Genomic DNA, 14,186 nt, shown 5'->3' on the forward strand with positions numbered 1-14,186 from the left:
TCCGGCCGGTCAGCCCCGCCGCCCGGGCGGCGGAGGCGGCTTCGGGGCGCCGCGCGGAGGAGCGATCTTGCCGTACGCCGCCGCAGGACCGCCTGTGTCCGTGGTCCCGGCGGTCGCCGACGGGCCCTTGGCCGGCGGCAGGAGGGCGTCGCGGTGGGCGCCCGGGTCCCAGCCGGTCTCCACCACCCACTTCTGGACGACGATCGCGCCGAGCAGGATGACCGCGCCGAGCAGCAGCATCAGAACGGCCCCGCCCGCCTCTCCCGCCCGGGCCGCGTACCCCACCAGCGCGCCGAACCAGCCGAAGTCGGCGTCCCCGAACGTGGTGTTCTCCTCGCCGAAGGCACCGAGGACCTCCAGGAGCAGCGCCGGCAGGAAGGTGATGAGGACGCCGTTGACGAAGGCGCCGAGGGCCGCGCCGCGGCGGCCGCCGGTCGCGTTGCCGTAGACGCCGGCCGCGCCGCCCGTGAAGAAGTGCGGGACCAGACCGGGCAGGACCAGGGCGAGACCGAAGGCGGGGTGGAAGATCCAGGCGAGCAGTCCGAGGCTCACGAGGCCGCCCGCGAAGCTGGAGAGGAAACCGACGAGGACGGCGTTCGGGGCGTAGGGGAAGACGATCGGCGCGTCGAGCGAGGGCACGGCGCCGGGCACCAGCTTGCGCGCGATGCCCTGGAAGGCGGGGACGAGTTCGCCGAGGATCGTCCGGACGCCGAAGAGGATCACGGCGACCGCGATGCCGAACTGGAGCCCTTGCATGACGGACCGCATGACGTAGTCGCCGACGCCGGCCGCGCCCGCCGCGCCGTCCTCGCCGAAGGCCTGGAAGGCGGCCGTCCTGCCGACCTTGCCGAGGAAGACGAGGGAGGTGATGAGGTGGATCAGGATCATGGAGAGGGCGGTCGCCACCATCGAGTCGCGCAGAAAGCGCAGTCCTTCGGGGAGGTCCATCTCCTCGGTGGAGCGGCTGCGGCCTCCCACCAGCCGGCCCGTGGCGCCCGCCGCGATGTACCCGGCGGTGCCGAAGTGGCCGATCGCCACACTGTCGTTGCCGGTGACACGCTTGGTCCAGGGGTGCGCGAAGGCGGGCAGCGCCACCAGCAGGATCCCGAGCAGGACACCGCCGACGACGACCACGACCCACGAGTCCTGGCCCCCGATGGCGAGCACCATCGTCAGCAGGGTCGCCATGAACAGCATGTGATGGCCGGTCAGGAACACATAGCGCAGGGGCGTGAAGCGGGCCAGGAGCAGGCTGACGGCGAACCCGAGGATCATCAGCCAGGCGACGCGGGCGCCGTACTGCTCCTGGGCGATGCCGACGATCGCCTCGTTGGTGGGGATCACGCCGTGCGCCCCGGTGACGCCCTGGATCATCTTGCCGAGCGGGGCGAGGGCGCCGACGACGAGGGTGGCGCCGGCCCCGATCAGCAGGAAGCCCAGGGTCGCCTTGATGGCGCCGCCCACGATCTGCCCGGCGGACTTCCGCAGGGCGATCAGCCCGGCGGCGGTGATGAGTCCGATGAGGTAGGCGGGTTGGCTGAGGATCTCGTCGACCAGGAACTGTGCGATCGTCACGAGCCGGTCCATGGTGTGTTCTCTCTCCTTGCCGCTGCCGCTGCCGGGGCCGTCAGACGTCGTACGTGTCGCGCAGGACGCGGTCGGCCTCCGCCGCGCTGGTGAAGTCCTCGACGACCTTCACCGGCACACCGACGTCACCGAGTGTCCCGGCGATCTCCCGCGACGTGAGGACGGCGACGGCCTCGTGTGCCTTGCCCTTGGCGGAGATGGTGTCGGTCGCCTCGACCGTGACGTAACCGCTCCACCCCCAGCGCTCCAGGACGACTTCCAGGGTCTGTTTGAGGAACAGACTCGTGCCGACGCCGTTCCCGCACACGGTCAGGATCTTGTGCGGGGCACCGCTGCCGCCGCGCTGCGAACCGCCGCCGTGTGCCGCCGGACGCGCGTCCCCGGGCCCGACCGTCAGGAGGGCGCGCACCGCTTGCGGGGTGGCCGCCTCGCGCAGGGCGCGGGCGGTGTCGGGGTCGGCGAGGAGCCGGGCGAGCGCGCCCAACGCGGCGGTGTGCTCGTCGGCGTCCTTCGCGGCGAGGCCGACGACCAGTCCGACGGGGTCGTTGGTCTCGTGGCCGAACTCCAGGGGTGCCGCGAGCCGCACCCAGGACATGCCGGTGGCGAGGACGGCGGGCGAGGGCCTGGCGTGCGCGAGGGCGAGACCGGGGGCGATGACGATGTACGGCCCGTTCCGCTCGACGTTCTCGATCATCTCGGCGGTGTACGCGTCCGTCGCGGCGCCCGTCGCGACCAGCAGGTCACCGGCGCGCCGGACGGCTTCGCGCCAGTCGGCCGCCGGCGCGTCGAGGAGGACGGCTGCCACGGGGAGGATCTCGTTCAGCGCTGCCATGCACATGATTCTCGCCGACGGGTGCCCGGCACCACAGGTTCCCGCCGACGGCCGCGACGCGCCACCCGGGTGCGGCGCGCCAGGAGGGGCGCACAACGCCCGGAAGGAGTGACGTGAGCGGGTGGATGGCCCTTGTGGTGATACGCGTCCGGCCCCGGGAGGAAGGCCTGGTGCTGCCGCTGTGCGGCCACGACAGATGCCCGGCCCGCCGGGTACCGCCATGAAGGGAGACACCTCGATGGCAGCAGCACCGGTCCGCCCCGGGCGCCGTAACCGCGTCGCCGTGACCGTTCTCACCCTGACCGCCACGGCGGCCCTCGCCGCCGGCTGTTCCGCCCTGGAGGGCGATTCCTCCCCCGATGGCGGCCCCGCCCCGGCGGGCAGCGGTGCCCCGGCGCCCGAGCGGGTGGCGCCTGCCCAGAGCCTTTCCCCCTTCACCGGTCAGACGGCACGACAGGGCCCGGTGCTCGCCGTGAAGTTCGACAACGCGAGCGAGGCACGTCCGCACACCGGCGTCGGGGACGCGGACATCGTCTATGTGGAGAAGGTCGAGGGCGGGATGAGCCGCCTGATGGGCGTGTACTCCGGCAGGCTGCCGAAAGCGGCGGGGCCGGTGCGCAGCGCGCGCGAGTCCGACATCGAACTCCTGCGCCAGTTCGGCCGGCCGGCCCTCGCGTACTCGGGGGTGCGCAGCGCGCTCCTCAAGACGCTCCAGGACTCCCCCGTCCACGCCCGCACGCACACCGATGTCCCCGAGGCGTACTTCCGACAGTCGGGCCGGCCGGCCCCGCACGACCTCTTCGTCCGTCCCAAGGCGCTGCTGCGCTCGATGCCGAAGGCCGACCGGCCCGCCGACATCGGCTTCCGCTTCGGTCCCGCCCCGGCGGGCGGCACCCCCATGGCGCGGATGGCGGTCGACTACGACCTGGCCTCGCACACCTTCGACTGGTCGCGCGGTGAGGGCCGCTGGCTGGCGTCCTTCGACGGCGCCCCGGCGCGCAGCACCTCGGGGGCGCGGCTGGGCGCACGCACCGTCGTGATCCAGTACGTGACGATGCGGTCCTCGCGCTACAAGGACTACACCGGCGCGGTGACGCCGTACATCGAGACGGTCGGCGGTGGCGAGGCGCTCGTCCTGCGGGACGGGAAGAGCTACACCACCCGGTGGGCGCGGCCCTCGGCCACCGCCGGCACGACGTTCACGCTGCCCGACGGCCGGCGGATGCCCTTCGCGCCCGGTCAGGTCTGGATCGTCTACGCGGACCGCAGCTGATCAGGGGCGGTGAGCCGCCAGCGTTGGTGGGGGCCGGAGTTCGGGGTCCATGTCGTCACGGCGGCACCGTCGTGGGTGGCTTGCCCACCGACCTCCAAGAGCCGGCCGGTGGCCACGTTGACGAGCGTCCAGGTCCCGTCGCCGGTGGTCGACAGCAGCCATTGGGCCGTTGTGGGGGCGCGGCCCCGGTCGGGTTCGAGCACCGGGGCGTTGTCGGCGGTGCGTACGGTCAGGCGCCTTCCGCCCGCCGGTTCCGTGATCACGTAGCGCTGCGTGCTCCCGGTGTCGGCGCCCGTCCTGCGCAGCTGCCAGCGCTGTGCCGTGCCGGGCGCCTCGCCGCTCTTGACGACGAGGCCCGTTTCGGTGGTGGTGAGGTGCTTGCCGCTCTGGACGCCGGTCAGTCGGTAAATGGTGCCCTTTTGTGGCACGGCCGCGTCCTTGGCGACGCCCGAGACCCCGGTGACGACGAAGGAGGTCACCGATTCCGCGGGCACGGTGAAGGTGGCCTTCCGGCCGGTGACGCCGATGGCGGGGTGCCGTGCGAGCTTGCCCTCGGCGCTGGTCACCACCGGTGTGACGGTGGCGCCCCGGCTGACGTGGGCGAACTTCGACAGGTCGACGGTGACGGTCCGCTCGGCGGTGGTGCTGTTGACGTGGACGACGGTCGCCCCTCGGCCGTTCTTGGCGACGGCGGCGGCGCTTGAGGTGTCGTCGACCTTGATGAGGCGGTCACCGGGCTTGATGTAGTGCGTGAAGTTGCGGGCGGTGTCGAACTTGGTGTTCGTGCGGATGGGGCAGGTGTCGAGGGTGTCCTCGGCGGTGCAGCTGAACGGGAGCTGGATGCTGCCCCAGTTGCCGCCCTTGGCGGACTCGCCGCCGGGCTTCATGTTGTCGTAGTCCTCCACCGGCTGCCAGAACACCCAGCCGCGGGGCTCCAGTTCGCGCAGGTCGTCGACCATGTGCTGGGCGAGGCCGAGGCCCGGGGACATGTCCTCGAAGTCCTGGCCGTCCCCCCAGTCGCCCTCGACCTCGCTCATCCACAACGGCTTGCCGGCCGCCTTCGCCAGGTCCCGTACCGCCGTACGGCCGGCGGTGCCGTAGGTGTGGACGTTCATCCGGTCGACCAGGGCGCGGACCTCAGCGGGGTAGCTGTGCCAGTTGCGTGCGAACACCTCGGGGTTGGTCTCGTCCATCGCGGATATCCTCGCGCGGGTCCCGGACTCGCGCAGGGCCGGTGCCAGGGCCCGGATGACGCGCTGCTGGAGTTCGGGGCCCATGTGGGCGCCTTCCTGGCGGCCGCCGACGGGTTCGCCGTCGCTGCCGAGGCGGGTGCTCCAGTAGGTGGTGTTCGGTTCGTTGAACGGGTCGAGGGTGTCGACCTTGATGCCGTGCTCCTTCTCCAGCCGCCTGGTCGCGCCCGCCAGGTAGGCGGCGAAATCGTCGGCCGACTCGGCCTTCAGCTGGTCCTCGGCGGCGTCGAAGCCGCCGGAGACGTAGCCGCTCCTGGTCATGAACCAGGGCGGGGAGTTGCTGAACGTCTCCCAGTGGTCGATGTCGTTCTTGATCCTGTCGACCCACCAGCGCTGTGAGGCGTCCGCGCGGGGGTTCCAGTGTGCCGGGTCCTTCGCGTCCCACCAGCCGGTGTCCTCGCGGGTGGTGCCCTCGGGGGCCCGCCACCAGCCCTCGACCGCTCCCCCGGCGCGGAGGTAGTCCTTGACGTCCGGGGCGTTGCCGCCGCCGATGTTGTAGCGGGCGATGTTCAGGGCGAGTCCGTCGTCGTCGAAGAGGAGGCGGGCCAGTTTTTGGCGTATCTCCTCGGGGTAGCCGCCCGTGGCGTTGGCGAACCAGACGAGGCTGGTGCCCCACCCCTCGAACTTCTCCTGCCGGTAGGAGGGGTCGGGCCGGACGGTGACGGCGGCGGTGGCGGCGACGGCCGCGGGCTGCGGGACGGTGATCAGTGCGGCCCCGGTGGCGAGGGCGGTGACGCCGACGGCTGCGATGAGGCGTCGTGTGCGGGTACGGCGTGCCAACGTGTGCTCCCAACTCGTGTGCGGTCGCGGTGCGGTGGCGCTGTGCGCGGGGATCGGGCCCGGGTCAGGGGGCGGGCTGCCGCAGGACGGCGACGCCCCTGGGGGGAAGGACGAGGTCGCCGTCACCGCCGGAGCCGGTCAGCGGTGCGCCGGTCAGGCCGGGCAGGGGCACCGGTTCGTCGGTCCGGTTGACGAGGAACAGATAGCGGCCGTCATCGTCACGGCGTACGGCGAGTTCGACGCGTCCGCGTGCGGCGGCGGGCAGTTCGCTGTCGACGCCAGCGGCGTCGAGCAGCCGCGGCAGCAGCGCGGTCAGGCCGTCGGCGCCGAGCCGGGTGGAGACGTACGCGGCCGAGCCGCGCCCCGAGGCCCTGCGGGTGACGGCGGGGCGGCCCGCGTACGCGCCGGTGCGGTAGGTGGCGAGGACCTCCACGCCGGGGGCGGCGACCGTGATCCGGTCGGTCCACACCGTGCCCGTCGTGGCGTCGTCCAGCTCGACGCTGTCGTCGGCGAGCAGCGGCCCGAACTCCTCGACGCGGATGCCCAGCAGCTCCCGCAGGGCGCCGGGGTGGCCGCCGAGCCAGATGTGGTCGTTCTCGTCGACGATTCCGGAGAAGTACGTGGTGACCAGGTGGCCGCCGCCCCCGACGTAGCCCGCGAGGTCCTTGGCGAGCGCCTCGGGGACCAGGTGGAGGACGGGCGCTATCAGCAGGTCGTACGTGTCGAGGTCGGCCCGCGTGGTGACGACGTCGGCGCGGATGCCGAGGGCGAGCAGCGCGGAGTACCAGTCGAGGGCCTCCTGGCGGTAGTCGAGGAGTGTGGTGGGGTGGGAGTCCTGTTCGCTCGCCCACCACGACTCCCAGTCGAAGAGGACGGCGACCCGGGCTGGCTCCCGCGTGCTGCCCGCGACGGGGGCCAGCGCGCCGAGCGTCCGCCCGAGGTCGCGCACGGCGCGGAAGATCTCGCTGTCCGCCCCGGCGTGCGGGACCATCGCCGAGTGGTACTTCTCGGCGCCCGCCGCCGACTGGCGCCACTGGAAGAAGCAGACGGCGTCGGCGCCGTGGGCGACGTGCAGCAGTGAGTCCCGGGCGAGGTCGCCGGGGCGCTTGGCGAGGTTGACGGGCTGCCAGTTCACCGCGCTGGTGGAGTGCTCCATGAGGAACCACGGGCGGTGGCCGGCGATGCCGCTGGTGAGGTTGGCCGAGAAGGACAGCTCGTCCCGCGCCTGGGGGCCGGGGCGCACGTAGTGGTCGTTGGAGACGAAGTCGGTCTCGTCCGCCCAGTCGGCGTAGTTCATGCCCTTCGTGCCGCCCATCACCATGAAGTTGGTGGTGACGGGCACGTCCGGGGTGACATCGCGCAGCACGTCGCGCTCGGCGCACAGATACTGCTTCAGCGCGTCGGAGGAGAACCGTTTGAAGTCGAGCTGCTGGGTGGGGTTGGGGTGGGAGGCGGCGAGGCGGGGCGGCAGGATCTGCTCCCAGTCGCCGTAGCGCTGGGACCAGAAGGCGGTGCCCCAGGCGTGGTTGAGTGCGTCGAGGGTGCGGTAGCGCTCGCGCAGCCAGACGCGGAAGGCGCGGGCCGCGTCGGCGGAGTAGTCGTAGACGTTGTGGCAGCCCAGCTCGTTGGAGATGTGCCAGGCCACGAGGGCGGGGTGGCCGGCGTAGCGTTCGGCCATCGCGCGCACCAGCCGCAGCGCGTGGGTCCTGAAGACGGGTGAGGTGGGCCGCCAGTGCTGGCGGGCGCCGGGCCACAGGGTCTCGCCGGACGCGGTCACGGGCAGGATCTCGGGGTGTGCCGTGGTCAGCCAGGGCGGCGGCGAGGCGGTCGCGGTGGCCAGGTCGACGGCGATGCCGCCCGCGTGCAGCAGGTCCATGACCTGGTCGAGCCAGGCGAAGTCCCAGGTGTGCTCAGCGGGTTGGAGGTGGGCCCAGGAGAAGATGCCGAGGGAGACGATGTTCACGCCGGCCTCGCGCATCAGCCGCACGTCCTCCTCCCAGACCTCGCGCGGCCACTGCTCGGGGTTGTAGTCCGCGCCGTAGGCGAGGCGGGGGCCGTCACCGTCCGCTCCGTCCAGGAGCCGGAGCGGGAGGGGGGAGATCATGGCGGTCCTTCCGGCGCGCCGCCGGCGAGCGGCGCACGGGTGCGGGGATGCGGGAGGGGGATGAGCCCGTGCGGGGCCGGGCAGTCGGCTACTTCTGCACGCTGAAGCCCTGTTCGGTTCCGTACTTGGCCGAGGCGTCCTGCCAGGACCTCAGCCCCTTGGCCAGCGGCGTGCCCGAGACGTAGGCCTTCCCGGCGGTGTCGTTGAAGATCGAGTTGGCGTAGACCTGGTACGGCAGGTACTCCCAGTCGGCCGGGACGTTCGCCGCGGACTCGGCGAAGATCCTGTTGGCCCGCTGGCCGCCGAAGTAGGGGAACCTCGTGTCCTGGAACTCCTTGGACCGGAGGTCCTTGGTGGTCGCGGGGAAGGCGCCGCCCTCGACGCGGGCCCGCACGCCCGCGCCGGAGTTGGCGTACTCGACGAAGGCGTACGCCAGTTCCTTGTCCCCGCCGAGCGTGGGCAGGGCCAGCGAGCTGCCGCCGTTCTCGGCGCTCGCCCCGGCGCCCTTGGTCCACTGGGGCAGGGGCGCCACGCGCCAGTCACCGGCCGCGCCCTGCACGCCCGAGGCGAAGTTGGCGGGCATCCAGGCGCCGATGGGCAGGGTGGCGATGGTGCCGTCGCCGAGGCCCTTGTACCAGTCGTCGCTCCATCCCACGACGGGCGCCAGAAGCTTCTCGTCGATGAGCTTCTGCCAGGTGCCGGTGTACTTCTTCGCCCCCGCGTCGGTGAAGTCGATGCCGACCTCGGTGCCGTCGACGTGGTAGGGGTGCGAACCGGCCTGCCACAGGAGGCTGGTGGTCAGTCCGGCGTCCCCGACGTCACTGGTGATGTACGCCTTGGGGTTCGCCTTGTGCAGCTTGCGGGCCGCCTCGACGTACTCGTCCCAGGTCGTCGGCACGGCGATCTCGTACTTGTCGAAGACCTTCTTGTTGTAGAAGAGCGCCATGGGCCCGGAGTCCATGGGGAGGCCGTAGATCCCCTCGTCGTTCTTCACGGCGTTCCACGGGCCCGGCGAGTAGCTGCCGCCGAGCTTGCCGGCGCCGAAGGGGGTGAGGTCGGCGACGGACTTCGTCAGGGCGTACTCGCCGAGCGCGTAGTACTCGATCTGCGCGACGTCGGGGACGCCCTTCTTCGCGGAGATGGCGTTCTGCAGTGCCTTGTACTGGTCGTTGTTGGTGCCCGCGTTGACCAGTTCGACGTCGACCTTCGGATACTTCTCCTCGAAGTCGGCGGCGACCTGCTTCAGGGTGGGCTCCCACGCCCAGACGGTGACGGTGCCGCCCTTCTTCAGCGCGGCCCGGATGTCGGCCGGGCCGACCCGCTTCTGGGGGGAGGTGTCGTCGGCGGAGCCGCCGCAGGCGCTCATCCCGAGGACGAGGGCGCAGACGATACCGGTGCCGCGCAGCAGGCGGCGGGGACGCTTGGGCATGGCGATGCTTCCACTTCTCGTGTTCTCGTGGTGGTGCTCGGGGACGGGTGCGAAATGCCGTGCGTGGACTGTCGTGCCTGTACTGCCGTACGGCGGGCGGGGGTCGAGCTCACTCCTTGACGCTTCCGGCGGAGAGACCGGACCGCCAGTACTTCTGGAGCAGCAGGAAGGCCGCGATCAGCGGCACGATGGTCAGCAGGGAGCCGGTGACCACGAGGTTGAAGACGGCTTCGCCGCCGGCCGTGGACGCCTGCTTGTTCCACGCGTCGAGGCCGAGGGTCAGCGGATACCAGTCGGGGTCCTTCAGCATGATCAGCGGCAGGAAGTAGTTGTTCCAGGTCGCGACCGTGGTGAACAGGAGCACGGTGACGGTGCCGGGCGCCAGCAACGGCAGGGCGACCTGGAAGAAGGTGCGCAGCTCGCTCGCGCCGTCCACCCGGGCGGCCTCCATCAGCTCGGTGGGGACCGCCTCGCTCGCGAACACCCACATCAGGTACAGGCCGAACGGCGAGATCAGGGACGGGACGATGATCGCCCAGGGGGTGTCGGTCAGACCCAGTTCGCTGAACATCAGGAAGGTGGGGACGGCGAGCGCCGTGGTGGGCACTGCGACCGCCCCGATGACGACCGCGAACACGCCCCGCTTGCCGGGGAAGTCGAACTTGGCGAGGGCGTAGCCGCCGAGGACCGCGAGGAGGGTGGCGCCGCCCGCGCCCACCACCACGTACAGCAGGGTGTTGAGGAGCCAGCGGACGAACACGCCGTCCTGGTAGGCGAAGGTCTCGGTGATGTTGTCCCAGAGCGCGAACTCGCCGTCGAACCACAGCCCGAACGAGTCGGCCAGGCCCTGCTGCGTCTTCGTGGCGCTCAGCAGCAGCCACACGAGCGGTGCGAGGCTGTAGAGCAGGACCACGCCGGTGACGACGGTCAGCGTGGCACTGCGCCTCGGCCGGCGCCTCGTCACGCGGCGGCTCGGGGCGCGCAGCCGCGGGACGGCGGCCGGTGGCCGGGCGGCGGGGCGGGGGGCGGTGGTGGCGTCGGTCATCGGGCTCACGCTCCCTTGCGCATGCCGCGCAGCTGGACGGCGTAGGCGACGACCATGGTGATCAGGCCCATGACGATGGCGACCGTCGCGGAGTAGTTGTGCTGCCGGCCGGAGAAGGACAGCGAGTACGTGTAGTAGTTCGGGGTGTAGTCGGTGGTGATGGCGTTGGGCGCCAGCTTCTGGAGGATCGCGGGTTCGTTGAAGAGCTGGAAGCTGCCGATGACCGAGAAGATGGTCGCGATGACGAGGGCGCCCCGGATCGCGGGGAGTTTGATCGCCGCGATGACCCGCCACTGGCCGGCGCCGTCGATCTGCGCGGCCTCGTAGAGGGAGGGTGGGATCACGCGGAGCGCCGAGTAGAAGATCAGCATGTTGTACCCGACGAACTCCCAGGTGACGATGTTGCCGATCGAGGCGAGCACCAGGTCCGGGGAGAGAGGGTCGGGCAGCGAGACGCCGAGGGCGTCGTTGATGTCGCCGACGAGCCCGAAGCGGGTGCCGTACATGAAGCCCCACATCAGCGAGGCCACCACGGCGGGCACCGCGTACGGCAGGAACACCGCGATCCGGAAGAAGTCCTTGCCGTAGAGGCGGCCGCTGTCCACGGCGAGGGCCACCAGCAGGGCGATGCCGAGCATGATCGGCACCTGCACCGCGAGGAACAGCGAGACGCGCCCGAGGGACGCCCAGAACTGCTCGTCCTTCAGCGCCTGCTCGTAGTTGTCGAACCCCACGAACGTGGTGCCGCCGATGAGTTGTTCCCGGAACAGGCTGAGGTGGACGGAGTACGCGAGGGGCGCGAGGAAGACGAGGGCGAAGACGGTCACGAACGGGCCGACGAACCCCCACCCCGCCCAGGAGCGGCCGGCGCGGCGGATCCGCCGCGACGGGGGCCGGGTGGGTCTCCGCCCTGTGGCCGTCGTCGGGTGAAGCGTCGTCATGTCACGTTCCTCGCTCGTCCCTCGCGGAACCGGCGGCCTGCCGTTCCGCGCCGCGATGTTTGCGTAAACATAAGCCTGGTGTTTACGTAAACATCGCGCTCCGCAAAGCACGGCGCGCTGTTATGTTTGCGTAAACATTCGGTGGCGGCATGTCTACACTGCCCCGATGACGGGGGTCAAGAGTCGTTCGGCAGACCGACGGCTCACCTGGTGAGGGAGAGCGTGGAAGCAAGGGACGGCGTGGCAGCGCAGGACTGCGCAGCGGCAGGGGACGGCGCGGGGACGAGGCGGAGTGTCCCGGCGAGGGAGGCGGACAGCGGCCCGTCGGAGCGGGGAGCAGGGCCGCGAGGAGGCCGTCGGCCCCGGGCCGGGGGGCAGCCGCCGCGTGCCTCCATGGCGGACGTCGCCCGGCTCGCCGGCGTCTCCTCCCAGACGGTGTCCCGTGTCTCCAACGGCTACTCCGGGGTGACGGAGGAGACCCGCCTGGAGGTGCTCGCGGCCATGAAGGAGCTGGGCTACCGGCCCAACAGCGCCGCCCGCGCCCTCAAACGCGGTGAGTTCCGCACCATCGGCGTCATCACCTTCACCCTCTCCACCACGGGCAACGTCCGCACGCTGGAGGCGATCGCCACCTCCGCGGCCCAGGAGGGGTACGCCGTCACGCTGCTGCCGGTCGCCGTGCCCACGCAGGACGAGGTGCGCGGCGCCTTCTCCCGGCTCGGCGAACTGGCCGTCGACGCGGTCATCGTCATCATGGAGGTGCATCTGCTGGACGCGGCGACGCTCTCCCTGCCGCCCCACGTGCAGGTCGTCGTGGCGGACTCGGACGCGGGCGACCGCTACACCGTGGTCGACACCGATCAGACCGGCGGCACCCGGGCCGCCGTACGGCACTTGCTCGACCTCGGCCATCGCACGGTGTGGCATCTGGCGGGGCCCGCTGAGTCGTTCGCCGCCCAGCGCCGCGCCGACGCCTGGCGTGCGGCGCTCGTCGAGGAGGGGCGCTTCGTGCCGCCGCCGGTACGGGGCGACTGGTCGGCGGAGTCGGGCTACCGGGCCGGTCTCGAACTCGCCCTGCGGGACGACTGCACGGCGGTGTTCGCCGCCAACGACCAGATGGCCCTCGGTCTGCTGCGGGCCCTGCACGAGCGGGGCCGTGCGGTACCGCGGGACGTCAGCGTGATCGGCTTCGACGACATCCCCGAGTCGGGTTCCTTCCTGCCGCCGCTGACGACGGTGCACCAGGACTTCGCCGAAGTCGGGCGGCGCTGCGTCGAGGGGGTGCTGCGGCAGGTCCGGCAGGGCGCCGCCGAGCGCGGTACGACGCTGGTGCCGACGCGGCTCGTCCTGCGGGACAGCACGGCGCCGCCGCCGTCGCGGTAGCGCCCGGAGCAGGGCCATGGGCCCGCCGGCTCCACCGGCGGCGGGCGGGCCGCTCAGCCCCGTACCGCTCGCAGGTACGCCTCGATCGCCGGGCGCGGCTCGCGGCCGAGCAGGGTGCGCAGGTCGTTGCGGGCGACCGACGTACCGTCCAGGAAGCCGCCCGCGATCGCCGAGTAGGTGCTCAGGAGCATCGGCACCTGGAAGGGCAGGGCCTGGCCCGCCTCGATGAGGGCGGCGCGGGTCGCGGCGAGGGAGCCCGGTTCGTACGAGCCGCCGAGCGCGGCGGCGAGATCGGCGCCGCCCAGGGCCTCTTCGCCGACCAGCTCATAGGTGCGGCCCGCGTGCGCGGCGGGTTCCGTCGCCACCCGGACGGCCGCCTCCGCGAGGTCCTCGCGGGCCACGGCGGCGAGGCGGCCGGCGCCCAGCGGCGCGGCGATCGTGCCGTCGGGGCCCGGCGCGGCGACGGCGGCGAGGAACTCCGCGTACAGGCCGTTGCGCAGCACGGTCCACGCCGACGAGGAGGCGCGGAGCCTGCGTTCGGTCCACCGGTGGGCCAGCGCGTAGGTGAGGTGGTCGCCGTCGCCGCTGAGGCTGGTGTAGACGAGGTGGCGCACGCCCGCCTTCTCCGCGGCGGATATCGCGGCGTCGTGGCGGGCGACGACCACGTCGTCCTCGGCGGCGCCCGCGGAGATCAGCAGAAGGGTGTCGACGCCGGTGAAGTCCAGCGAGGCGGGGTCGTCGAAATCGACGCGGCGCTCGCCGGGCGCCGGGCGGCGCGTGCCGATGACGACGTCGTCGCGGCCGGTGAGGCGGGCGGTGACGAGCTTGCCGAGGGCGCCCGTGGCGCCGGTGATCATGAGCATGGGATGGTTCCCCCGTGGTGAGCGGTTCTCTTCGTGACGCCGCCGGGCAGCGGCTTCGGGACCATCATCGGCAGCGGCGACCGCGCCGCGTAAGGAGGCACTTGAATGTCAGCAGGGCACACCGCGGTAACCACCCCCGCGGCCGGGGACCCGGTGATCAGCTGTGAGACGCCGCAGGACGAGTGCGGGGTCAGGGACGTCCTCGACCGGCTCGGCGACAAGTGGTCCGTGTACGTGGTGGTGGAACTCGCCGCGGGGGTCCTGCGGTTCAAGGAGTTGCAGCGCAGGATCCACGGCGGCATCTCGCAGCGCATGCTCACCGTCACGGTGCGCCGCCTGGAGCGGGACGGGCTGGTGAGGCGGACGGTGTACCCGACGATCCCGCCCCAGGTCGAGTACGAGCTGACGGAGATGGGCCACAGTTTCACGCACCTCGTCAAGGCGCTGGCCGACTGGTCGATCGGCCACCGGCCCGCCATCGCCGCGGCCCGCGCCTCGTACGACGCCTCACCACAGCAGCAGCACGAGCGCCGGCAGCAGCCCTGACGGGGCCGACAAGCGCCGGGCGGGGGGGGGGGGGGGGGGGGGGGGGGGGGGGGGGGGGAGGGGCGGGCGGGGGGGGGGGGGGGGGGGTGGGGGGGGGGGGTGGGTGGGTGTGCGGTTTCCCGCGCCCCCTGAGGGGGGGGGTGGCGTGGGAGA

11 protein-coding genes are annotated in these 14,186 nt (G+C 72.1%); 3 read left to right on the forward strand and 8 right to left on the reverse strand.

Translation table 11 applies throughout. The features are described 5' to 3' along the window. Positions 1-9: 9 nt before the first annotated feature. Positions 10-1,587 carry a PTS ascorbate transporter subunit IIC gene (locus ACZ5GP_RS10395; RefSeq protein WP_468750439.1) on the reverse strand — a complete coding sequence of 526 codons (1,578 nt, stop codon included), beginning with the start codon at positions 1,585-1,587 and terminating at the stop codon, positions 10-12. A gap of 40 nt (positions 1,588-1,627) precedes the next feature. After that, positions 1,628-2,419, reverse strand: a complete 792-nt coding sequence (locus ACZ5GP_RS10400; protein ID WP_468750440.1) for a PTS sugar transporter subunit IIA — start codon at positions 2,417-2,419, stop codon at positions 1,628-1,630. A 238-nt stretch (positions 2,420-2,657) separates the two neighbouring features. Between ACZ5GP_RS10400 and ACZ5GP_RS10405 the strand changes: the two genes are divergently transcribed. Further along, positions 2,658-3,692 carry a DUF3048 domain-containing protein gene (locus ACZ5GP_RS10405; protein WP_468750441.1) on the forward strand — a complete coding sequence of 345 codons (1,035 nt, stop codon included), beginning with the start codon at positions 2,658-2,660 and terminating at the stop codon, positions 3,690-3,692. On the opposite strand, the gene ACZ5GP_RS10410 is transcribed toward ACZ5GP_RS10405, so the two are convergent. The 5 genes from ACZ5GP_RS10410 to ACZ5GP_RS10430 all read right to left on the reverse strand — a co-directional run bounded on the left by ACZ5GP_RS10410 (position 3,674) and on the right by ACZ5GP_RS10430 (position 11,241). Then, a complete protein-coding gene (locus ACZ5GP_RS10410; RefSeq protein WP_468750442.1) occupies positions 3,674-5,722 on the reverse strand; it encodes an RICIN domain-containing protein in 2,049 nt (682 codons plus the stop codon). The genes ACZ5GP_RS10405 and ACZ5GP_RS10410 overlap by 19 nt on opposite strands. Before the next feature lie 64 nt (positions 5,723-5,786). Next, on the reverse strand, positions 5,787-7,826 hold the full coding sequence (locus ACZ5GP_RS10415; RefSeq protein WP_468750443.1) for a beta-galactosidase: 2,040 nt from the start codon (positions 7,824-7,826) through the stop codon (positions 5,787-5,789). A gap of 88 nt (positions 7,827-7,914) precedes the next feature. After that, entirely contained in the window at positions 7,915-9,255 is a 1,341-nt protein-coding gene (locus tag ACZ5GP_RS10420; protein WP_468750444.1) for an ABC transporter substrate-binding protein, read from the reverse strand. Positions 9,256-9,364: 109 nt separating this feature from the next. After that, positions 9,365-10,300 (reverse strand): carbohydrate ABC transporter permease, encoded by a 936-nt coding sequence (locus tag ACZ5GP_RS10425; protein ID WP_468750445.1) that lies wholly within the window; start codon positions 10,298-10,300, stop codon positions 9,365-9,367. 5 nt (positions 10,301-10,305) lie between these two features. After that, a complete protein-coding gene (locus ACZ5GP_RS10430; RefSeq protein WP_468750446.1) occupies positions 10,306-11,241 on the reverse strand; it encodes a carbohydrate ABC transporter permease in 936 nt (311 codons plus the stop codon). Positions 11,242-11,634: 393 nt separating this feature from the next. Here ACZ5GP_RS10430 and ACZ5GP_RS10435 point away from each other — a divergent pair, with 393 nt between their 5' ends. Then, complete coding sequence (locus tag ACZ5GP_RS10435; protein ID WP_468750447.1) at positions 11,635-12,624, forward strand: LacI family DNA-binding transcriptional regulator; 990 nt, start codon at positions 11,635-11,637, stop codon at positions 12,622-12,624. Positions 12,625-12,677: 53 nt separating this feature from the next. Here the strand turns inward: ACZ5GP_RS10435 and ACZ5GP_RS10440 are convergent, their stop codons facing one another. Next, positions 12,678-13,487 carry an NAD(P)H-binding protein gene (locus tag ACZ5GP_RS10440; RefSeq protein WP_468750448.1) on the reverse strand — a complete coding sequence of 270 codons (810 nt, stop codon included), beginning with the start codon at positions 13,485-13,487 and terminating at the stop codon, positions 12,678-12,680. Positions 13,488-13,592: 105 nt separating this feature from the next. On the opposite strand from ACZ5GP_RS10440, the gene ACZ5GP_RS10445 reads away from it, so the two are divergent. Beyond that, positions 13,593-14,033 (forward strand): winged helix-turn-helix transcriptional regulator, encoded by a 441-nt coding sequence (locus tag ACZ5GP_RS10445; RefSeq protein WP_468750449.1) that lies wholly within the window; start codon positions 13,593-13,595, stop codon positions 14,031-14,033. The last annotated feature ends 153 nt before the right edge of the window (positions 14,034-14,186 follow it).

Source organism: Streptomyces sp. NPDC031466 (genome assembly GCF_055581265.1).

What these genes read in the sequence shown, in the direction of transcription:
- ACZ5GP_RS10395 (WP_468750439.1), bottom strand. Translation starts at nt 1,587, where the DNA reads ATGGACCGGCTCGTGACGATCGCACAGTTCCTGGTCGACGAGATCCTC.
- ACZ5GP_RS10400 (WP_468750440.1), bottom strand. Translation starts at nt 2,419, where the DNA reads ATGGCAGCGCTGAACGAGATCCTCCCCGTGGCAGCCGTCCTCCTCGAC.
- ACZ5GP_RS10405 (WP_468750441.1), top strand. Translation starts at nt 2,658, where the DNA reads ATGGCAGCAGCACCGGTCCGCCCCGGGCGCCGTAACCGCGTCGCCGTG.
- ACZ5GP_RS10415 (WP_468750443.1), bottom strand. Translation starts at nt 7,826, where the DNA reads ATGATCTCCCCCCTCCCGCTCCGGCTCCTGGACGGAGCGGACGGTGAC.
- ACZ5GP_RS10420 (WP_468750444.1), bottom strand. Translation starts at nt 9,255, where the DNA reads ATGCCCAAGCGTCCCCGCCGCCTGCTGCGCGGCACCGGTATCGTCTGC.
- ACZ5GP_RS10425 (WP_468750445.1), bottom strand. Translation starts at nt 10,300, where the DNA reads ATGACCGACGCCACCACCGCCCCCCGCCCCGCCGCCCGGCCACCGGCC.
- ACZ5GP_RS10430 (WP_468750446.1), bottom strand. Translation starts at nt 11,241, where the DNA reads ATGACGACGCTTCACCCGACGACGGCCACAGGGCGGAGACCCACCCGG.
- ACZ5GP_RS10435 (WP_468750447.1), top strand. Translation starts at nt 11,635, where the DNA reads ATGGCGGACGTCGCCCGGCTCGCCGGCGTCTCCTCCCAGACGGTGTCC.
- ACZ5GP_RS10440 (WP_468750448.1), bottom strand. Translation starts at nt 13,487, where the DNA reads ATGCTCATGATCACCGGCGCCACGGGCGCCCTCGGCAAGCTCGTCACC.
- ACZ5GP_RS10445 (WP_468750449.1), top strand. Translation starts at nt 13,593, where the DNA reads ATGTCAGCAGGGCACACCGCGGTAACCACCCCCGCGGCCGGGGACCCG.